This is a genomic window from Mastigocoleus sp. MO_188.B34 (assembly GCF_030065675.1).
Taxonomy (GTDB): domain Bacteria; phylum Cyanobacteriota; class Cyanobacteriia; order Cyanobacteriales; family Nostocaceae; genus Mastigocoleus.
Map to the genome: position 1 here is coordinate 1 of NZ_JASJDK010000003.1, position 22993 is coordinate 22993.

Annotated in this window: 13 protein-coding genes; 2 read left to right on the forward strand and 11 right to left on the reverse strand. The window is 37.7% G+C overall.

Annotation, left to right across the window (positions count from 1 at the left end; all coding sequences use genetic code 11):
* Positions 1–561: 561 nt before the first annotated feature.
* From QNJ50_RS01140 to rpsT, 7 genes are all read right to left on the reverse strand, one after another.
* On the reverse strand, positions 562–996 hold the full coding sequence (locus QNJ50_RS01140; RefSeq protein ID WP_300631242.1) for a universal stress protein: 435 nt from the start codon (positions 994–996) through the stop codon (positions 562–564).
* 365 nt (positions 997–1361) lie between these two features.
* The gene (gene hisD / locus QNJ50_RS01145; protein WP_300631161.1) at positions 1362–2726 is read right to left on the reverse strand and encodes a histidinol dehydrogenase; all 1365 of its coding nucleotides are present in this window, start codon (positions 2724–2726) and stop codon (positions 1362–1364) included.
* Between the two features lie 1673 nt (positions 2727–4399).
* Positions 4400–8452 (reverse strand): DNA-directed RNA polymerase subunit beta', encoded by a 4053-nt coding sequence (locus tag QNJ50_RS01150; RefSeq protein ID WP_300631162.1) that lies wholly within the window; start codon positions 8450–8452, stop codon positions 4400–4402.
* A 487-nt stretch (positions 8453–8939) separates the two neighbouring features.
* Positions 8940–10817, reverse strand: a complete 1878-nt coding sequence (locus QNJ50_RS01155) for a DNA-directed RNA polymerase subunit gamma (protein WP_300631163.1) — start codon at positions 10815–10817, stop codon at positions 8940–8942.
* A 347-nt stretch (positions 10818–11164) separates the two neighbouring features.
* Positions 11165–14563, reverse strand: coding sequence for a DNA-directed RNA polymerase subunit beta (gene rpoB, locus QNJ50_RS01160; RefSeq protein WP_300631164.1), 3399 nt, complete (start codon positions 14561–14563; stop codon positions 11165–11167).
* Between the two features lie 736 nt (positions 14564–15299).
* Positions 15300–16085, reverse strand: coding sequence for a TatD family hydrolase (locus QNJ50_RS01165; RefSeq protein ID WP_300631243.1), 786 nt, complete (start codon positions 16083–16085; stop codon positions 15300–15302).
* A 114-nt stretch (positions 16086–16199) separates the two neighbouring features.
* Positions 16200–16505 (reverse strand): 30S ribosomal protein S20, encoded by a 306-nt coding sequence (gene rpsT / locus QNJ50_RS01170; protein WP_300631165.1) that lies wholly within the window; start codon positions 16503–16505, stop codon positions 16200–16202.
* A gap of 798 nt (positions 16506–17303) precedes the next feature.
* Between rpsT and QNJ50_RS01175 the strand changes: the two genes are divergently transcribed.
* Both QNJ50_RS01175 and QNJ50_RS01180 read left to right on the forward strand, forming a co-directional pair.
* Entirely contained in the window at positions 17304–17633 is a 330-nt protein-coding gene (locus QNJ50_RS01175) for a hypothetical protein (protein ID WP_300631167.1), read from the forward strand.
* A 72-nt stretch (positions 17634–17705) separates the two neighbouring features.
* Positions 17706–18251 carry a GIY-YIG nuclease family protein gene (locus QNJ50_RS01180; protein WP_300631168.1) on the forward strand — a complete coding sequence of 182 codons (546 nt, stop codon included), beginning with the start codon at positions 17706–17708 and terminating at the stop codon, positions 18249–18251.
* A gap of 47 nt (positions 18252–18298) precedes the next feature.
* Here QNJ50_RS01180 and QNJ50_RS01185 read toward each other — a convergent pair whose 3' ends face one another.
* The 4 genes from QNJ50_RS01185 to QNJ50_RS01200 all read right to left on the reverse strand — a co-directional run bounded on the left by QNJ50_RS01185 (position 18299) and on the right by QNJ50_RS01200 (position 22837).
* Positions 18299–19447: a nucleotidyltransferase family protein gene (locus QNJ50_RS01185; protein WP_300631169.1), complete on the reverse strand. Its 1149-nt coding sequence runs from the start codon at positions 19445–19447 to the stop codon at positions 18299–18301.
* A gap of 276 nt (positions 19448–19723) precedes the next feature.
* Positions 19724–21556, reverse strand: coding sequence for an ABC transporter ATP-binding protein (locus QNJ50_RS01190; protein WP_300631171.1), 1833 nt, complete (start codon positions 21554–21556; stop codon positions 19724–19726).
* Between the two features lie 27 nt (positions 21557–21583).
* A complete protein-coding gene (locus QNJ50_RS01195) occupies positions 21584–22465 on the reverse strand; it encodes a hypothetical protein (protein ID WP_300631172.1) in 882 nt (293 codons plus the stop codon).
* A gap of 204 nt (positions 22466–22669) precedes the next feature.
* Complete coding sequence (locus QNJ50_RS01200) at positions 22670–22837, reverse strand: lasso peptide (RefSeq protein ID WP_300631174.1); 168 nt, start codon at positions 22835–22837, stop codon at positions 22670–22672.
* Positions 22838–22993 lie beyond the last annotated feature (156 nt).

A 22993-nucleotide genomic window follows, 5' to 3' on the forward strand; every position in this document is an offset into this window, starting at 1 on the left:
GCGGAGCGCGTCCTCAGCAATCTCAAAGCCTTGCGTTAGCGTTAGCGTGTCCGACAGGACATATGCTACGTTACGCTACGCTCCACTCGCAATGACAAATATACAATTAATTTTCTCCAAGTACTTATTTGTCCATTTTGAAATAATTTAATACCAAAATAGTCAAATTTCCCCAAACATTATAGTTTCCGAACTTCAGAATATTTATACATAGAACATTAAGTATCAATATCTATCAAGAAGCTATGGAGATATTCAAGTATAATTTTACGCGAAATAAAGCAAAGTCAAATTTAAGCCTGATTGTTGCCAATTATGAATATTAGATTATGAATATTAGATTCACGAAAATATAATTTATGATAGAATTAAATCTTATTTTTTTTATTTTAGTTACTTAATTAGAATACTTTTTAAACTAAAATGAGAGAAATTTTCTTTTACAAATCTTCTTTTAAAAATCAAATACATAGTTTTAACCTAAACTCAAGAAAACCCAAATTTATAGCCAAATTTACAATTAACTAAATACGAAATAGTTAATAACCAGTAAACAGTCAGCTACTTATATGACTTTGGTTTTACCACTAAAACTGAACATTGAGCATCCTCAAGTACTTGGGAACTGACAGACCCTTCAATAATCCGTTTCATACCGGTTAAACCACGAGTACCAATCACAATCAGATCTGCTTTGTAGATATTTGCCAGACGAATAATTTCTTCGGCTGTATCTCCATTCACTAATTCCAATTCACTATCTACTTTTAATTGTGCTTGGTAAGACTGCAATTGCTTTTCCACTTGCACGTAGGGAAGTGTAGCTGACTCTGAGTGGGGACGATCTGCAACTAACTGCATTTCTGATTCTGGCGGTGGAAAGACGTGACAAAAAACAACTTTGCTATTTGAAGGGAGTAGCAATTCTTGCAAAGTCTGAATAACCTGTTTAGAAATATCAGAACCATCTAGAGCAACTAAAACTGTCTTTACCACCACTATTTTCTCCTCAAAAGTAGTCAAAACCTAACATCAGATTGATATTTTAAAACTAGCTATTGCACCCAGGCATAACTAAATTAGAAATATGCGGCTTGTATATTCCTTAAACTTTAGTTTGAGGCCATTAACTAGTTTTTGTCAAAGGTCTCCAAAAAAATTAAGAATTAAAGATAGCTCAAAATTGGCAATAAATTTTCCACTCTAAAATTATTTCCAATTAAAAATAAGTTAAGCAGGTAAACTGACATTAACCATGAAGCGTGGGGATGATAGTTGGGGATGATGATATTTATCTCAAACATATTATGCAAATTAAAGAGACGTAGAAATTCCACGTCTCCAACTAAAAAAATAATTATTTATTCTGTTTCTTGATTTCGAAATTCCGACTGAGTATTATCTTCCACAGAAGGTGTTTCTTGTCGTTGTTCTTTCCGGACCCGACGTTTGACTGAATCAGCATGGGAAGGTAAGCCTTCTGTTGTTGCTAACAAATCAATTGCACTTGCAACTTTTTCTAAGGCTGTATGGGAATACTGGATAATACTCGAATGTTTGAGGAAGGTTTCCACACTCAATGCTGAGGAATAACGGGCAGCTCCGGAAGTTGGTAATGTATGATTTGGTCCAGCCAAATAATCTCCTACAGCTTCTGGTGTTGAATGACCTAAAAATATTGCCCCAGCATGGCGGATTTGAGGTAACAAGGCCCAAGGGTCTTCGACTTCTAACTCTAAATGTTCTGGTGCAAATTCATTTGAGAATTCTGCTGCTGCTTGCAAAGATTCTACAACTACTATCAGACCATAATGAGCGATCGCTTTCTCTGTCAGCGTACGTCTTGGATGATCGACTAGTTGTCTTTCAACAGCTACTTGTACATTTTTTGCTAATACCGTATCATTTGTCAGCAATATTGCTGCAGCCATTGGATCGTGTTCGGCTTGAGCGAGTAAATCAGTCGCCACATCAACAGGATTTGCTGTTTTATCTGCAATAATTAGTACTTCACTTGGTCCGGCTAAAGAATCAATCCCTACGCTTCCATAGACCAGCTTCTTAGCTAAAGTAACGTAAATATTACCTGGTCCAGTGATTAAATCAACCTTGGGAATTGTCTCAGTACCATAAGCGAGAGCCGCTATAGCCTGTGCTCCACCAATACGGTAAATTTCCTTGACACCAGCTTCATGTGCAGCAACTAACACTGCTGGATTAATCCCATTGTCCCCTCCTGGTGGAGTTACCATTACTATGCGCTCGACACCAGCAACTCTAGCTGGAATCGCATTCATTAGCACCGTACTCGGATAAGCAGCCCGACCACCAGGAACGTACAGACCCGCACGATCTACTGGTGTATAACGCTTGCCCAGCACAATTTCATCAGAACCAAAGTGGACCCAATCTTTTGGGACTCGCTGGCGGTGAAAAGCCTCTATTCTCCGACACGCTAGTTTAATTGCTTCGAGCAAGTCTGAGTTCACTTTCTGATAAGCAACGTCTAGTTCTGAGCCACTAACGCGCAGTTCCTCAGGAGTTAATTTTTGTTTGTCAAATTCTGCAGTGTAATGTAGCAGAGCTTTGTCACCTTGAGATTTCACAGTTTGCAACACTTCTTTTACTGTTGCTTCTTTGTGAAATACTTGTTCGTCATTTGTGCGATTGCAGATCCGCTGTAGTTCAGCTATTACATCTGCTTGCTGAGTGATGATTCGCAGCATGGAGTAAGGACAATGCCAACTTTAATATATACCCACCTGAGTTCAAAATATTGCTTGTTTTCCTCAAAAGAGGTTTTAGCAGCTTTCTTGAACTCTGTTATCTAGCTTAACTCGTATTTTTTTTTAACTTCCACGGCTTGAGGGCACATGGTGTTGGTTAATCTAGGTTAAAAATTTACTTACTGTACATCTAGTTTTTGAATGCAAACTAACTGTAGGCAGTATTAGATATACTCTATTATGGCTATTTCCCAATTTCAAAACAGTATTCAGCAGTGGGTGTACTTAGTACTAGTGCCACGTACTATAGCCTATTTATCAAAAGGAATAATAGTATAACTTTTACCTATCTTTTTGATTCACGAGTGATTAGTTGTACAGACGCAATATATCAAGATTTTAGTTTCTGATATCCACATTTGGGAAATTAACAATTCATTTGACTTATTTATGTCCTAATTAGGGACATACTATATTTAAAGAATTTACCACTGCTTATAACTTTACATTTATAAACTTGGGTAAGTTAGGATGCGCCGTACTTTAGTATTCTATTTTAACCCATTTTTTGCTTTAAAAACATACTGATTTGTTTGATTTGTAAACTTCGAAATCATTGGAACAATAATTTAGACAATGACTTTCTCGGATATAGCATTCAAGGACCTTAGTTTACTTTGTATTCTTTACGATTTTTTTACAATTGATCTACTGTATTTTTGAACTAATCAGGACTTATTTTTTAAATATTATTGAAAGATATTATTTATATTCCTTTGAAGTCACAACAATATAAATATATTCATACGTAATCAACTTAATTATTTATACACATTTAAATGCTTACATTGGTATATCAAAATATAATCATTAAATATATTATTAGTAAGATTATTTTGATGTTTTATGAAAACTATTTTTGTGGTTTACAATGTTTTATGTTTGGGCGCTTAACATAGTCATTTTTTTATTATTCAATCAAGAATTATATAGGAATTAATATAATTGTTTTTAGTTATTTTCTATCTATCTATCTGTCTATTTATTTATCTATTTATTTATAATTAATTGTGTTTGAAGTTAGAAAATTTTTAACTTCCAAATTTTAATAATATAAAAATGCATAAAATCATTTGATTCCAAACTGTCAAATACATGCAAGTATTTGATAATAAGTTGATTGGTATTTGCTACCCTAAAAATCTATAATCAAATACTACTACCATATGCTAATGAACTTGTATTATAGGGCATTAATTACTAATACTGTAAAGTAATTAATTTTATAAATGATAAAATGTATATGGAAATTATTAAAATTGACAATCATGTTTGTGACAATTTTTATGCTTCATTAGCACTTTTATCCCAATATCAAATACATATAAGTTAAGCAGTTGTTGTTACAAAATTATTTATTAGCTAACTCGCAAATAATTTCTCAAATATGATAATAAAATCTGAAATTTTATATAGTGTAGATGTTGAACAATATCAAGTTTAAGTATTATTAAATAATAGTTTAATTGTTATATAGCTATTACTAAAAATAAGTAATAATGTCTTAGGTAAAATAATACTGCGGTATGTTATTTTTTTATCTAACTGCACATGATAAAGAAAAAAGCATTCTTGTATTTTAAGAATGCTTTTTTCAATTTAAAAATATTTACCTAGCTAGAAAAATCGCCAAAGTTAAAGCTACTTCCACCGGGGAAATCATTATTGTTTTGCCGTTCTTCTCCTAAATCCTGGATTTCTGGAGGAATCAATTCATCTTCACTACTCAATATTGAATTATCCATTGTCGGAGACATAAATCCAGATTCAGTTAGGGTGGGTGAGTCTAAATTGTAAGCGCGAGCAGTACGATCATCCAACACCATATCCATTGGGTCATCAACCTCATCCAAAACACTACTAGTGAGATCTGTGGAGTAATCATCGATTGCACTTGGTTCTTCATAGGTATTAAAACCAGTACCTGCAGGAATTAGTCTTCCGATAATCACGTTTTCCTTCAGACCGCGTAACCAGTCAGACTTACCTTCAATTGCAGCTTCAGTAAGTACGCGAGTTGTTTCTTGGAATGATGCGGCAGAAATGAAGCTATCCGTATTCAAAGACGCTTTGGTAATACCCAGCAACACAGGAGTGTATTCAGCACGAGCACCACCAGTAATAGCCATTGCTTCATTTACCTGTTCGACTTGACGTAGTTCAATCAATTCTCCAGGTAACATTGTGGTGTCACCACCATCATCTATACGTACTTTTGAGGTCATTTGGCGAACAATCACCTCAATGTGTTTATCCGCAATATCAATGCCCTGAGATTGATAAACTGACTGTACTTGATTTACCAAGAATGTTTGTACTTTTTCTAAAGCATAACTCGCACAAGCATAGGTACCATCTTCGGAGCCAAGACTGAAGAATACGTCTAAAATTTCGTGGGGATTTGCAGGTCCATCAGTTAATGTTTGTCCTGCTGTTACGATTTCACCATCACCAACCATTAAGTTCTGACCGGGACCTAATGGATAATCCGTAACTACACCGTTACTTTCAACGATTTTAACTGCAATTACTTCATCGCCATCACCATACACAAATTTAGCTTCTCCTCCCCTACGTACTAGCAAACAAGCTTCTTTTGGTTTGCGAGCTTCTAGAAGTTCTTCAATTCTGGGCAAACCTTGAATAATATCCCCGGTTTTAGCCCGTTCGTACACTAGCATCACCAAGTTATCACCACGTTGTACCAAACCACCATCTTCTACTTGTAAGACAGCACCGGGACTGACTCGGTATGGACGACCAACACGAATTGTTATGGTGCTTTGTTGGGTTGCGAGTCCCGAACTCTCGCCATTAGCAGCCGCTTTGCTTACATGAACAACTTGTCCGGATTCTTCGGTACATATATTTTCTGCAATCGGAGCACCTTCAACCAGTAAATCACCAACTTTTACAGTCGGTTCTGCATTAATGTGCTTGGTGATAGTGTCATTTTCACGCAGGAGTAAACAACGTCGAACTGCTTCTACTCCCTTTTGAACGCCACGAATAATACCTCCCCCTTTGGAAAGAATTTGAGTTCGTGCGACAACTGCTCCAGGTGTAATTGTATCTCCGTCTTTTACTTCTAGTTTGGTTTGGGTACTACCTTGAGTTGCATCAGCAGCTATATCGCGTCGAATCACTAATGACTCGAGAATTACCATTTGTAAGCGCTGGATTTCTGAGTCGTCTAGATCTTCAATTAATTCAATATCCGCAGCTAGGGGAGCAGTATTGATTTCTTGATCGTTATCTTGCTCAATTTCCAGGACTAACTGAGTTCGCAGTAAATCGACGCCTTCAACAGATTTAACGCGTTCGGCGTCTTTATACGGCAGTCTTTGCACTGCTCGCAATTGAATTGAACGTCCTGTTTGCTGACTAACTGAAGTTGTAGAAGGAACGTTTGGATTTTCAGAAATAGGGAACTCTACCACTGGGCGAGTTAAAATTGCCGGACCTTCAGGGGAATCTATGTATTCAATGTAACGTAGTTGGGAAACGACTTGTCCTAAGATTTCCTCACCTGGTTGAATGAACGAGCCATCTTTACCCATGATTTTCTCAGGGTCGTCTACCATTAGGAGTTCTCCAGGTTTAATGACCACTTCTCGCAGAATGTCATTTTTCTGAGTAACTTCGACTACACCACTATTCTGGCAGAAGATATCTTTGACTACTTCTGTTCCGGCTTCTACATATTTACCATCTTCTACTAGTAAGAGGGAAATATCTTTATTCACCTCATGGGTTTCTTCCGGGATCCATAGTAAGGTTCCACCCTTGGTTACTTCATAACCTTGTTTTGCTTTACCTTTTTTCTGAATTTCAACATCGGCATATTTGAGTAAACCTCCTGTTGTGGTGCGGTAGCGGTCGTCAATTAACTCCGCAACTACTTGACCATTTTGAACTTTTGTTCCAGGAGTTGCTCGCAAATTGAAGGATTGATTATTTCCAGTAGTAATTAAGTAATTATTACGACCTTGCTGACTTTGTACGGTAACTTTTGCTTGGTCTAGAACTACCGAAGCAGTGATAATTTCAATTTCTCTGGTTGACTTACCAGGAATTGGTTCTGGTAAACGAACAACACCGCCATGGGTTGTGGTTAATTTTGTTTCTGCCAACACGCCATTGGTGTCAATTCTGTCACCATTTTTCACTACCAGTTCGGCTCCTGGTGGAAGGTTATATACTTCACCAGATAAAATCCAGATTAGCCCTCCTCGTGCAGCGGTAGTGGTAGTATTCCCTTGACGGTCAGTTTTTTGTTCTGAAGTCACTCCAGAAAACTTAACTTCTCCAGCCAAGTCAGAAGCCACATCTTTCACTGCTTTTTCTGTATTGGCGCGAGTACCGCGCGCACCCAAGGCAACTTCTGCCAACAGTTGACCTTGTTTTACTTGCTCACCTTCAACAATATATAAAGTTGAACCTTGGGTCATCGAAATTTCTTTCGATGTTTGACCGTTTGCTGATTCGATAACTAAACTACCGTTAGTTTCTACATACAACGCATCTTCTCCGTGGCGAGTACGGTACGGTCTGGTACGGAATTTCTTCTTAAAGACAACTTTTCCGTCAGTTTTTGAACGTACTTGTTGAGCAACTTCACCAGTAAATACACCACCAGTGTGGAAGGTACGCATGGTCAACTGGGTTCCAGGCTCACCAATACTTTGAGCAGCAATAATACCTACAGCTTCACCCAAGTCTACCATCTTGGCATGTGCCAAACTCCAGCCATAGCAGGACTGACATACCGAACGCGCAGCTTCACAGGTCAGAGGAGAACGAACTTGTACTTCTTGCACGCCGGCTTTTTCAATTTCACTGGCTAGTTCTTCAGAAATTGGGGTGTTACGTGCAGCAATTAATTGTTTGGTTTTGGGGTGTATGACGTCAACACCAATTACGCGTCCTAGTAAACGTGTAGACAGAGGAATTAATATTTTCTCGCCTTCTCTCATGGGACGTATGGGAATAACCCGACTAGTACCACAGTCGATTTCCCGAATGATTACGTCTTGAGATACGTCTACTAGGCGACGGGTAAGATAACCAGAGTCAGCAGTTCTCAATGCTGTATCTACTAGTCCTTTGCGCGCACCATAAGACGAAATAATATATTCAGTAACAGTAAGTCCTTCCCGGAAGTTTGTTTTAATCGGTAAGGCAATAATTTGTCCTTGGGGATCTGCCATCAGTCCGCGCATACCTACCAATTGTCGAACCTGGGAAATGTTACCCCTTGCACCAGAATTCTGCATCATGTATACCGAATTCAAGGGATTACTTTTCTCAAAGTTATAAACTACTTCATCTTTGAGAGTTTCGTTGGTATTATTCCAAGTGTCAATAACTTTTTGGAATCGTTCAACTTCAGTAATTTCTCCCCTTTGATAACGTTCCTCGGTAGCTCGAATTTCAGCTTCTGCAGCATCTAGTAAAGTTCGTTTGGATGGAGGTACCATCAAGTCATCGATACTGATGGAAACTCCGGCTTTAGTGGCGTAACGAAATCCTAAAGCTTTTAATTTATCTGCCATCACGGCGGTGCGTGCCGTACCATAGGTCGTAAAAGACCAAGAAATTAACTTCTTAAGTTGCTTTTTACCAACTACACGATTGCGAAAAATCATTTTTTGCTCGTTACTCATAAGTCCGAGTTCCCTTAGTCAGTTATTAGTAAATAGTGAACTGTCCATCAACTAAAATTGCCCAAGCAAAAACTTGGAAAAGCTATTACTTGTTACTATTTGTTGAGTGATAGATATAAATAAGTTTGTTTGTGTTTGTACTTTTCTGTTTTTCCTCGGACGGATGAAATAGAGAATTTCGCCGGATATTAACTAACTGCCACATTTGATAATTTGCTCGACAGAGCTAAGAAACTATAAGAAAATAGCGAAGAAATTATTCGTAATTTACACGCACACCACAAAAGTTGTTTGTAATGAGCAGAGTATTACGTTAAAAGTTACTTACGTAACGTTAGCCACATTTTTTGATTTGACTTTCCCTTAAAAAACTCGAATCTGTAAGATGATGAATTTGTACGATGAACAGCTTTAGCTTCAAAAACTGTAAGTAACAATTTTGGCTAAGGTCATTGGTATATGACTTTAGCCTTCATAGTTGTAGCTGTTAACTAGCGATCGCTTCTTCAATAGCTTTATTGAAAATTACCCGTCCAGGTGTTGTCTTTATATACTGAGAGATAAAATTACCATTGCTATCTTGTCTGACTCTGCGGAACTTGTACTCTAAAGTTTTACTACCATCACTGTTTTCGTGAACTTTAACTGGTTCTGTATCTGGCTTATCTGTTTCAACTTCTCCGTCATAGCGTACGTATATGTAAGCGTGTAAGTCGATTTGATGTTGTTCGAAAGCTAGAATCACATCATCAAGAGAAGTAAAGTATTTTCCTTCACCTTTCTTTGCTTTAGGATTGTCTGCTGTTAAGTAATAGGCACCCAAAACCATATCTTGGCTAGGTGTTACAATTGGCGTTCCAGTTGCTGGCGATAAAATATTATTGGAAGCAAGCATTAACAATCTCGCTTCTGATTGTGCTTCCAAAGACAAGGGTACGTGTACCGCCATTTGGTCACCATCAAAGTCAGCATTAAATGCCGGACAAACCAATGGATGTAATTGAATTGCTCTTCCTTCCACTAAGATCGGCTCAAAAGCCTGAATTCCTAAACGGTGCAATGTTGGCGCTCGGTTCAACATGACCGGATGTCCTTCAATAACTTCTTCAAGAACATCCCAAACGCTGGGGTCAGCTCTTGATATCAGTTTTTTAGCAGCTTTGATATTATTGACCATACCGCTACGAATGAGGCGGTTAATCACAAACGGTTGAAACAGTTCGATTGCCATTTCCCTTGGCAAACCACACTGGTGAATTTTTAATTTGGGTCCAACAACAATTACTGAACGTCCGGAGTAATCTACCCGTTTACCTAGTAAGTTTTGTCGGAAACGTCCCTGTTTCCCTTCAATAATATCTGACAGAGATTTCAACGGACGGTTATTGGCTCCAACCACGGTTCGTCCGCGTCGACCGTTATCAATCAAAGCATCTACAGCTTCTTGCAACATCCGTTTTTCATTACGGACGATAATTTCTGGTGCTAAAATTTCTTGCAAACGTGCCAGTCGGTTGTTACGATTAATTACCCGACGATATAAGTCGTTTAAATCGCTAGTAGCAAATCTACCACCATCTAGCTGTACCATCGGACGTAAATCAGGTGGGATAACGGGAATTACAGTCATTACCATCCACTCTGGCTTAGAACCGGTGGCAATAAAGTTATCGATTACCCGCAAACGCTTAATTAATTTAGCTCGCTTCTGACCCTTGGCTGTGGTAATTTCTTCTCGCAAACCTTCTGCTTCTTGATCCAGAGTTAGATCGGACAGTAAGCGTAGTAGCGCTTCGGCTCCAATACCTACTTCTACTCCTTCAAGTTGGGAATCTTCGCTATAAATTTGATCTTCTATTTCTAACCACTGATCTTCAGTTAAAAGCTGTTTATAGGTCAAAGTTTCAGCATTTCCAGGGCTGAGTACCACGTAGGAATTGAAATAGACAATTTGCTCTACATCCCGGAGGGGCATATCTAGCAAAATAGAAATATAGCTAGGAATACCTTTGAGATACCAGACGTGAGCTACAGGTGCAGCCAGCTTGATGTAGCCCATACGATGGCGGCGTACTCGCGATTCGGTAACTTCTACACCACAACGTTCGCAAACTATTCCCCGGTGACGTACCCGTTTATATTTACCGCAGTGACATTCCCAATCTTTTGCCGGACCAAAAATCCGCTCGCAGAACAAGCCATCCATCTCTGGCTTTAAGGTCCGATAATTAATTGTTTCTGGCTTAGTTACTTCACCTACAAGCTGACCGTTGGGTAAGGTTCTTTCACCCCATTGACGAATACGTTCTGGTGATGCTAAACCGATTTTTACATAGTCAAACTGATTATTTTGGGTATGTCTCATGTGTCTAGTATTCTCCAACTTGAGTTGTGACTTCATGAAGGAACACGGGATTATAAATTCGCCGTGCTTAGGAGGATTATTTAATTGTGAGGAGGGCAAAATTTAGAACTGAGCAGGGTTCAAACTCAAGCTCAAAATCAAACTCAAAATCAAAATCAAAATTAATATTCAAAATTAATACTCAAAATCAAAACTTAAAAGTAAAACCTAATCTTCTTGCAGTTAATTTCTGGAAATAAACTCTGAATCGAAAAGCTCACAGCACAGGGATTTTTCAATGAAGAATTAAGAATGAATCTACAAGGTGGAAAATTTTAACTTATCCCACCTTGTAAATCTGTATACTTTTATGATTCTTCTTCGATGGATTCGCGAGTGAGGGATTCATAAGTTGGACGGGGTGGAGTCCGGCGAGAACTATTATCTGCCATTAAGTCCACTTCTACATCCAAGGAACTACCATCGTTTTGTGTTTCGACTTTGTGCACTGCAATATCAAGTCCGAGGGATTGCAGTTCGCGCATCAAAACTTTGAAGGATTCTGGGGTACCGGGACGAGGAATTGCTTTACCTTTAACGATCGCATTCAAGGCTTCGTTACGTCCTTGCATATCATCAGATTTAACTGTGAGTAATTCCTGCAAGGTGTAAGCTGCACCGAATGCTTCTAGCGCCCATACTTCCATTTCTCCAAATCTTTGACCGCCTTGCTGTGCTTTACCACCCAAGGGTTGCTGGGTAACCAAGGAGTAAGGACCTGTGGAGCGAGCGTGAATTTTATCGTCCACCAAATGTACTAGTTTCAGCATATAAGCCACACCAACGGTGATCGGACGGTCAAACGGTTCTCCCGTACGTCCGTCATATACTACGATTTTGCCTGGATCTTTGGGATTATATATCCAGTTTTTGTTAGTTTCATCCCTGGCTTCTTGTAATTTGCCATGGACGATTTGGCGAGATGATTCTTCCCCATACATTTCATCGAAGGGAGTAATCTTGAAACGCACGCCCAAATTTTGACCAGCCCAGCCCAGTAAACATTCAAAGACTTGTCCAACATTCATCCGGCTAGGTACGCCCAAGGGATTGAGCACAATATCTACAGGAGAGCCATCTGCCAAGTAAGGCATATCTTCAATTGGCAATATCCGGGAGATAATTCCTTTGTTTCCATGGCGTCCTGCCATTTTGTCGCCAACTTGGATTTTCCGTTTCTGGGCTACGTATACCCGGACTACCATGTTAGCCCCGGGGGGTAATTCATCACCCTGTTCGCGGGTAAACAAACGTACGTCAACTACGCGACCTTTTTCACCGTTGGGAACTCGCAGAGAATTATCTCGAACGTCCCTTGCTTTCTCACCAAAAATGGCTCGCAAAAGTTTTTCTTCTGGAGGTTGATCTGATTCACCTTTGGGAGTGACTTTACCAACCAAAATATCTCCAGCTTCTACCCACGCACCAATACGAATAATTCCTTGTTCGTCTAATTGGCGCAGAGCATCTTCACCAACGTTGGGGATTTCGCGAGTAATTTCTTCTGGTCCGAGTTTGGTTTGTCTTGCTTCAATTTCATATTTTTCAATGTGAATTGAAGTATAAACATCATCTTGTACTAGGCGTTCGCTAATCAAAATTGCGTCTTCGTAGTTATAGCCTTCCCAAGGCATATAAGCAACGACGATATTTTGTCCTAGTGCTAATTCTCCACCTTCTGTGGAGGAACCATCAGCTAACACTTGTCCTGCAACTACTCTTTCACCTGCACGCACTAAAGGCTTTTGATTCAAACAAGTGTCTTGGTTGGAACGTTGATATTTGGAAAGTTTGTAGACAATTTCGCCCGGACTGGGTTTGGGAGTACCGGTCAATGTTGCGGGAGGATTACTGAACAATGAAGCTGCAGTCAAAGCTTCTTTGGGTTGCCCTCTATCGTCACTACCATCTGGAGAAGGTGGACGTACTCGAATTTCAGTTGCATCTACATAGGTCACGATCCCATCAGTACGGGATACCTTCACCATTCCCGAGTCTCTCGCTGCTTGAGCTTCCAAACCAGTACCAACTAGTGGGCGTTCTGGTTTAAGTAGAGGTACAGCTTGCCGTTGCATGTTTGAACCCATCAAGGCACGGTTTGCATCGTCGTGCTCCAAGAAAGGAATCATGCTTGTAGCAACAGATACGATTTGTACTGGAGATACCGCTACATAGTCTACTTGGTCTGGTGTAGTTGTTGCCCAATCCTGACGATAGCGTACGGGGATGATATCGCCAAGAATATTACCGTTCTCATCTACTGGAGTATCACCTGGAGCAACTTGCAAATCATCTTCTTCATCTGCGGTCATGTATGCCACAGGCAAGTCAAATCTTACCCGCCCATTCTCTACGGGTCTAAAAGGAGTTTCTAAGAAACCATACAAGTTAACTTTGGCATGGGTTGCTAAAGAACCAATCAAACCAGCGTTGGGACCTTCAGGTGTTTCAATCGGACAAATTCGTCCGTAGTGGGAGGGATGAATATCTCGTACGGCGAATCCAGCCCTTTCCCTAGTTAGGCCACCTGGTCCTAGAGCCGAAAGACGACGTTTGTGGGTTAATTCTGCCAATGGATTGGTTTGATCCATGAATTGTGACAGTTGGCTGGAACCAAAAAATTCCTTAATTGCAGCAACCAGAGGTTTAGGATTCACCAATGAAGCTGGGGTGAGAACTTCGGCGTCTGATACGGTCATCCGTTCCCGGATAATCCGCTCTAGACGATTTAAACCTACTCTGACTTGGTTCTGTAATAATTCACCAACACTTCTAACCCGACGGTTACCCAAGTGGTCGATATCATCGGTGGAACCGATGTCATACTCAAGGTTAATCAAGTAATCGACTGCAGCCAAAATATCTTGGGAAGTCAAAACCCTTACCGTTTCTGGAACTTGTAGGCGTAATTTCTTGTTGAGTTTATAACGTCCTACACGTCCTAAATCATAACGTTTGGGGTCGAAAAAGCGGGATTCAAGCAGTTGTTGTCCCCCTAAAACTGTTGGGGGCTCGCCAGGACGGAGCTTACGATACAACTCCATGAGGGCTTCCTCTTCAGAAAACTGCCCTTCTTTTTCAATTGTTTTCTCAAAATAATCTGGATGACGCAAGGCATCCATTATTTCGTTGTCTGATAAGCTTAGGGCTTTAAGTAATACCTGTGCTGATAATTTACGGGTTTTATCTATACGTACCCACACCAGATCGTTACGGTCTGTTTCAAACTTGAGCCATGCACCCCGATTAGGAATTAAGCTAGCAGAGTAGGTTCGTCGACCGTTTTTGTCAATTTCCGATTTGTAGTAGACCCCAGGCGATCGCACAATTTGGTTAACAATTACCCTTTCAGCACCGTTAATGATGAACGTTCCACGTTCAGTCATTAGGGGTAAATCGCCGATAAATACTTCTTGATCTTTTACGTGCCCTGTTTCTTTATTAATCAAACGAGTCGGCACATACATCTGTACAGCATAAGTGCTGTCGCGTCGCTTGGCTTCTTCGACACTGTACTTTGGTTCTTTGAGTTTATAGTTTTGACCTAAAAAGTGCAGTTCTAGCTTGCCAGTATAATCTGTAATGGGACTAAAAGAATTCAGTTCCTCAATTAACCCTTCTTCCAGAAACCAACGAAAACTGGATCGCTGGATTTCAATTAAGTCGGGCAACAGGAAGGCGGGTTCCATTATTGTTTCGTTCGTCATGCCTCTACCTTTGTCAACCTGGTTAAACAAGAACGCAATTACTTGATTGTTTTTCGGACACCAAATTATCTGAACGCCCGGAACAGACAAAATGGAGCGATTAAGCGATTAAATTATGTCGTTCGCGATTGTAGCAAGGGTATGCTTTCCCCAAACGCTAACAAATTGAGCCAAGGCGGATCTTTTGGTGCTACACCCAAAATCCACTCCTCAACCGATTTGAGAATATGTTTGGTTTTCCTCACTTCCCCATTCTGACCCCTTGATGTTAATAGTATGTATTTATACTCATCCTCATTATTTTACGAAAAAGAATATTCACCTCTTTATTCGTATCCCGCGCTCAGTCTTCGTATACGGGTAGTTTTTACTCACAAGGCAATTATGTTTAATAATTTGCTAAAGATTTGTATAATTGGATTGTGGCCTAGAGCAATAGTTTAACTCAAGCTTGTACAAAAACATCATTATCATTCAATTGCGTTCACTTGTAGAGAATACATGGACTTACAAGTAAATAGCAATCTGAATGAGGGAAAATCTGTTATATTTTGCTTCCCTTAATTATTATGGCGCAAGCTTTATCATTTGGAATAAATAATAGTATCATAATTTCTCTAAGCCGAAGGGTTGAATTTTGGACTTTGGATTTAACTGGGTTTCAAGAGTTTTCAGGTTTCAAAGTTTTTAAGGTTTGAAAATTTCTAGGTTTGAAAATTTCTAGGTTTAAAAATTTCTAGTTTACTAATCCAAAAAGCTCACAGGCGTTTTTAGTTGTCTGATTTGCGATTGCTTCTACCGTTTGTCCTCTGATATCTGCTACTCGCTCTGCAACAAAACGTACGTAAGCAGGTTCATTACGCTTTTCACCCCGTTTGGGGACTGGAGCTAAAAAAGGACAGTCAGTTTCAATCAATAGTCTGTCATCCCAAACCATTGCTGCACTCGCCTGAATTTGTTTGGCATTTTTGAAGGTGACCGTACCGCTAAAGCTGATATAGAATCCCAAATCCAAAAACCATTGGGTTTCCTCTGGGTTTCCTCCCCAACAATGCATCACACCACGCAGACGTTCTCCTGTCAAATTTCGCCACTTTGCTAAAATTTTTCTTAGAGGCTCTGCTGCGTTGCGACAATGGATAATCACAGGCAAATTTAGTTCAGTTGCGATCGCCAGGTGTTTCTCTAATACAAAATATTGTTGTTCATAGTTATCGGCTTTATAAAAGTCCAGCCCAGTTTCACCAATCGCAACAATTTTGGGATCGCTCGTTGCTAAGGACAATAGCTGATTTGCCATCCCATCATGCCATTTATCAACATCCAATGGGTGTAGTCCAACTGCGAAGCTAACTTCGTCAAAGCGATTAGCTATTTCCTGAATACTAGAAAATTCCGATGGCTCTACACAGGAGTGCACCAAACGTACAACACCCGCCTCTTGCCACCGGGAACGGATTTCTTCTAAATCGACTTTGAATAAGTCAAAGTTAATATGGACGTGAGTGTCAATTAGCTGCATCTTAGTCATTAGCTTAGCTGTCACTTAATTTAGACCATAGTTTTCTAGCTGTGGGGTATGAGCTAGAAAAAATTGAATAGCAACTAAATGAATATCGATGATTCGTCAATGACTTTAAGATGCTGTAGCTGTTTCGGGTACTGAAGACTTAAATCTTTTGGCTAATCGGGATTTTTTCCTGGCACCTTTGTTGGGATGGAAAACTCCACGCTTTACTGCGCGATCGATTTTGCTGTAAGCCTCAGACATTCTCTGATTGACTTCTTGTTTTGATTCTGGGCTGGGATTTGCTGCATAATTATCTACAGCAATCAAGAACTTTTTCGTTAAAGTTCTAACTGCGGATTTATATGCTTTGTTCCGCAGTCTATTGCGTTCTGCAATTTGAGCGCGTTTGAGAGCAGACTTTGAATTCGCCACAATTACTTCCTACAAAGGATATTAATACTTACACACACTACTAGAGATACTAATATAGCATTGATATTGCCAATGGTACGATTGAAGCAAAAAATATTCTTGCCATGGCATGGGCATACTTCGCCAGGCTTGATTTATTAAGGTACTTTTAAGCAGTTATAAATTTTTTATTAAGCATTTATTCCACAAGCATTGATATGGAATTTTGAAAACATTTGCTTTGGTATTAAAGGGTTAGTGTTTGTAATAAGGAGCGACTTGGATAATTGCTGGTCGAGAAAACTACCTGATTCAAGTATAGTAAAAATTTTCAATCTAAGCTTTACGAACTAAATCTAGATTTATTTAGATAGTCTATCACGGTGTGTTATCTAATTATAAAATATGGTTTTATATTTATATTTTCAATTAACTCATATTTAATCACATAAGCAAATAACTTTTCTAGATCAATGACATTAAAAATCAGACAATAATAGAAGTCATAATAATTGTTTTACGGTTGAAAAGATAGTCATTTTTATAAATATTGGTAGTTGCTAAATGATAATTTTTGTCTATTTTGTAAAAAATTAAGTCTTTGTGATTTTAATAAAATATATTATTTTTCATAAATCTTAACTTCGTGTGTATTTTATTAGTGTGGATTTCAAGAGTTAATTCTTGAATGTCTTATTATTTAATAATGTAATATTAAAATTTTCACATATTTGGTAAATATTAAACTATTAGACATTGTATCACTAAAAAATTATCATTTCAGTTATAATTCCTAAATCGATTTTAACCATAATTACAATGGCTTTAAAAATTATTCAAAGTTTTGATAGAAGCTTTGTACTAGATGCAAAAGCAAAAGAAATCCTTTTTAATTTATTAAATAGTGAAAACTTTACTGGACAAATTTGCCAAATACTACAGTGCAAGGATGTAAAATTTACGGAATTATTATTTCAACCCGTACCATATAGTACAAATACCCCTAAAGGCATGCCCAAAGAATTTGAAAAGTATCATCAATCTGATGATTATCTAATCGTCAATGTGCCACCAAACTTCATGTTTAATGCCAAGATTTTTAAACCTAGTCGCTTATGTGCGATTTATCAAAAAGTAATTAGCGAGTAAATTCAATTTTGAAAGAAGTTGAAGTTGTTTAAAGTTGTTGAAAGTAAATTAAAATAATCTAACATTAATTCTATGCAAGCTCAAAGCAATACACCTGCTTTAAAAGATTTAACAGATATTTCTTTTATTGATGAAAATGGTCAATTACCAGAGCAATACCAGGGCAAAATAGGAGTATACGCAATTTTTGATGCTGAAAAAGTGTTGCAATTTGTTGGTTATTCTCGGAATATTTTTGTGAGTTTAAAGCAATGTTTAGTTCGACAACCACAAAAGTGTTATTGGCTAAAGACTCAAACCATTGAACGTCCTAGTCGTTCTGTTTTAGAAAATATTGAGAAAACTTGGATTGAAGAAAATGGTAGTATCCCTGCAGGTAATGGAGATGAGAAACCAAAATGGACTCAACCGATAGATGCAAAATTGCAAATTACCCCAGAAGAACGGGCGAATTATGAAAATCCTGCTAATGATGAAATCGCCAAAATGAAAATTCTCAAAAATGTAGCGCGGAGAGTAGAAGCAGAAATTCTCCAAGTTTTAGAAATGCGAGGTCTAAAAATGCAGGTTCGATTCAATCCAAAGTTGAAGGAAGAAGGTTTGTTGGATTTGAAATAAATCTATCAATGTTAATGCTGTCGAAAATACTCGATCTCTTGGGATGCTTAAATTGACAATCCCATCCTAGTGGTTTTGAACCAATTAATAAAAGATTGTAAATACAATAATTTATCTTGTAAGCGCTCTCTTGTTTGTAGGTGATAAAGAGTTCTTCCCAAAAATTTCTCTGAAGTTCTTACGTTGTCAAACAATTGAGCGTAAACAAGAGGGATAATCTTTTCTATGATTTTGTCACTTTTGATTTGCTTGTAAATTTCTGCTGGTAAGTTAACTTCAAACAAGGTTTTTGTAAGTAAAATACCAACAAAAAGTATTCTTTTACACTGCCAGTTTTCGGAATTGTGAATAACTCTTTCCCAATTTAAATTTGGATTCGTATAAATGAGTGTTGCAATATCGCATAACCAAGCTAATTTCGTCCAGATATGTCTCGAGCCATGGACGCATAAAATGGGCAGATAATACTCAGGGGGCAATGTTAAAGTCGTAATATTACTGAGAGTGATTGGTGTTAGATTATTCCAAAAATTATCTGGCTTGATATCAGTAAAAACTTTTGGTCCTAAACGCCAGTGAACTTCTACAAGAATTTTTTTGGGTTCGTCAATAAAATCATAGGTATGTTGATTTTTCGAGCGCAGGTAAGCTAATTCTTGAACCCGATCCATTTTTCGTTTGGGTTGATATCCCAAAGAAATTAGTAACTCTTTTACTGCAAAAATATCTTTGGGTTGCACCATAATATCTAAATCGCAGAATCGGCGCATACCAACATTACCGTAGATTGAATTTGCTAAAACTGGTCCTTTATAGGGAAATGCAGTTATATTTTGTTTTTGTAATAGAGATAAAATTTTTATTAGTTCCCCAGTTATAAACAAGTTATGCTGGGCATTTGCATAAAAAATACTCCGAATTTCCCTGAGAACAGGCTCGGGAATATATTCTGGACAATTATTATTGATACGGCTATATAAAAGAGGTGCGACTCCGTGTCGATAAGCTGTTTTCAGAAAAAACTTCCAATCAATTTCTTTTTGAGCTAAGACTTTAATTTTTTGTAGGATAGGATCTTCCATTTCTGGATACAGAGCATATAACAGTAACTCTATTTCGGGGCTAATATTGGGGCTAATATCGGGACTAAGATTTATTTTCTGTTTTTTGGGATCTGAATCAGCTAATAGTTGCATATAAAAATATTTACCTCAATTCTATGGAGATGCGATTGTGTCTTATAAGAAGATGTTTATAAATAAATTCTCAAGTAGGGTATGTTAGGTGCACAAGAGAATGTCTTGGTTTTGGTCACCTTTAGCACCGCCTGTAACACTGTCTGTAAGGTTAATGTACGAAGCTGACTTAGAGAAAAGTAAGGATTTGATTGTTGGAAGAATTCAAAAATTTTATTTTTGTAAATTTTATTTTTGCACCCATAAATGTTTTATACGTAAATTCAAAGATAAAATCTAATTGATAGAAGAAATTGAACTAGTCTGCATTTGCGATCGCCAGGAGGTAGCATAAAATCCATTTTGTTTAAGTAGTTCTTTATGACTACCTGATTCCACAATTTGACCAGATCGCATAACATGAATGATGTCTGCTTGCATTGCAAGGGTAAAACGATGGGTAATTACAACTGCTGTACGACCGCGAGCTAAGGTACGAAAACGTTCTAACCAATCCTGTTCGCTCCAAGGATCCATTGCACTGGTGGGTTCGTCCAAAATCATAATTTCGGAACGTCTAAAAAATGCCCTTGCGAGTGCTAAACGTTGCCATTCTCCCCCACTTAAATCCGTACCATCTGGAAATAATTTACCCATCATTGTGTTATATCCTGAAGGTAGACTCATAATTTTGTTGTGAATTCCTGATGCAATTGCTGCAGCTTTGATATCTGTTTGGTATGAGGTGTTCGATATATCACCCAAAGCTATGTTTTCACTTGCAGTTGTATGGTAGGGAATTGGCGATTGAAATAAAACTGTAATTAATCGACGCCAGTCTTTAACCCGAAAATCTCGCAAGTTAATACCATCTAGGTCAATGCTTCCCGTATCGGGGTCGTAAAATCTGCATAAAAGCTTAATTAAAGTGCTTTTCCCTGCTCCATTATCGCCAACGATGGCTACAACTTTTCCAGATGGTAAGGTTAAGTCAAAATTTTTTAATACAGGTTTTTGGGTTCCGGGATAGGAGAAAGTAACCTTTCGAAACCGAATTTCCCCTTTGAGAACTGATGGGATAGGAACTGGATGAGGTGGATCGATAATTTTTGGTTGTATCTGTAAGAATTCAAATAAGTTACTTACAAATAAACTGTGACGATAAATTTTCCCTAAATTACTAAGAATAGCTTTAACAATATTTTGAGCACGATTGAATGCTTGGAAAAATAAGGCTAAATCTCCAAGAGTAAAAATTCCCAGTAAAACTTGTCTTCCCATCCAAACTAATGCACCACCAGTAACCAATAATATTAGAATGACTGCAATTAGACGACCTATAGTTTGCTGTTTTAATAGTTGAAGTTGTTCTGCACGCAATCTCTGACGCAATTTTTGGTAAGAAGATTGAAAATAATTAGCAAAATCAAATAACCTGATTTCTGCTGCTGTAGTATTACTTGTGAGCAACATATCGTAATAGGATAGACGCCGTCGGGTGGTAGTATTACGTCGCGACCATTTATATTGGATTTTATTGAGATGAATCAGAATATAAAACGCAGGAACTGCACTAATCACTAAACCAATTGGTAACAATAAGCCGTAGGGAAGTAAAACAATTATTATTGCCAATAAGGTTATGGTTTTTTGTAAGAGACTACCAATATTTTCGAGTAAAGCGAGCGATCGCCCACTTGCTTTTTCCCTCGCTCGCTCTAGTTTATCGTTATATTCTGAATATTCATAAAAACTGTAGTCAACTGTGACGGATTGTTTGTGGATTAAACCATTAATATAATCTTGTAATAATTCTGACTGAACTGTACGAATCCATTCTGCAGCAGCATTAAAAAATTCTCCTAGGAGCAAAATAGCTGCCATTAAACCTACAGGTATCAAAATTTGGTAGATATTTGTTGTGGAAACACCTTTTCCTGCAACTATGACTAAAGTGTTAACTGCTTGGCGGGTTAGAGCAAGAGAAAAAACAGGTAATAGTCCTTGTAATAGTAATAAAATTATCCAAGCTATAGTCCAATAGCCAGAAGCTTGCCATATCAATACTAGAATTTTTCGTAAATCTAATAAAACTTTATTACTGCTGCGGAGTTTTTTAAATAACTTCACCTGCAATACCTAATTAGTGAATATTAATTAACTAGCTAATATTTTTATATTGGTTTGTGCAAAATCATCCTCCACCATTTTGACTAATTTGGGTAAGTCAGTCAGTGAAGGTTTGCGGGTAAAACGACAAAAACTAACTTTTTGAATTAACTGACTGCACATACTTAAATGTTTGCTCATACTTTCTGAACTATCCATAAGATTTATTGCTCGGGTATGTCGTACTAATTCAATAAAGGCATCTTGAAGTTTGAGATTTTTAATTGTATGTTTTTCCCCTTTAGTCAATACATAAATTTTCTGTATATTTAAAGGTTTATCTTGGAAATTTTCAGCGAAATTGTATGATAATTTTAGTGATTTTTGGGTAACTGAAGATAATTTTTTTGTATCTTCTCCTAAATAAATTAAAGATTTTGGATATAACTTAAAAGATGGATAAGAAGGTAAAGCGATGGCTGAATTTGGAGTAATTTTGATTGGCATTATGTCATCACTCAAAATTCTATAATCATGGGCGTGAAAAGCAGCTGCCATGGTAGATTTACCACAACCGGAAATACCCATAAAAGCAACAGCATAGCCATTTATTTCCACACAACTTGCATGGAGAACTAAAAAACCTCTTTGTCGCAAAATTACAGATAAAACTGCTCCAGTCAAAACTATACCCAGCCGATCTATTTCAACTCCTGGTTCTGGATTAACTAATATTGTTCGTCCATTTTGAATTATAAACCTACCAATTCCAGGTATATTCCCCTGACAGCGATCGCTACCATTATGTTCTATTTTTTGATCTGTTTTATTTAAATTAATAACGATATCTGCTTTACCTTCAGTTTCAATCAACTGTGGTAAAGGTATTTCTGAAGCAATCTTTAAGTTATAGGCTTGATATAGTCTCATCGATAAGTAATATTTTACTGACTTTGTATGACTGAAGATATTTGATACTAACTAATACAGGGATAAATCAAATATGATAAATATCCCTGCAATATTGAATTCATCCGATATATTTAAACTCAATTTTTATCGGGATTTATCCGAATTGAGAGCAAATTATTTTTAAGTTGATGAATTCATTAAACCTAGTAATTTATTTTTACATTAAGAATTATGCTTGTCAGAGTCAAAGTCAATTGAATCATCACTAGTGCCTACAACAGTACCGTTAAAAATGAGAAAGTCTTCAATCTTATCATTACCCAAAACCTGTGTTATGGATTCTACATTTCCATGATTAGATAATGTTGGTTTTGTGTACTTTTTCTTCATCAGAAAATCTCCTTTCCAAGTTAATGTTTAAGTTTGTTTTGCTTTCGCATACACCTCTGATGCTTGGACTTACGGTATAGCTAAATGATGGAAAATATATAAAAATCAGGGAAATAAGGCTAAAACCTGCCAAGAAATATTGATGATTGAAACTTG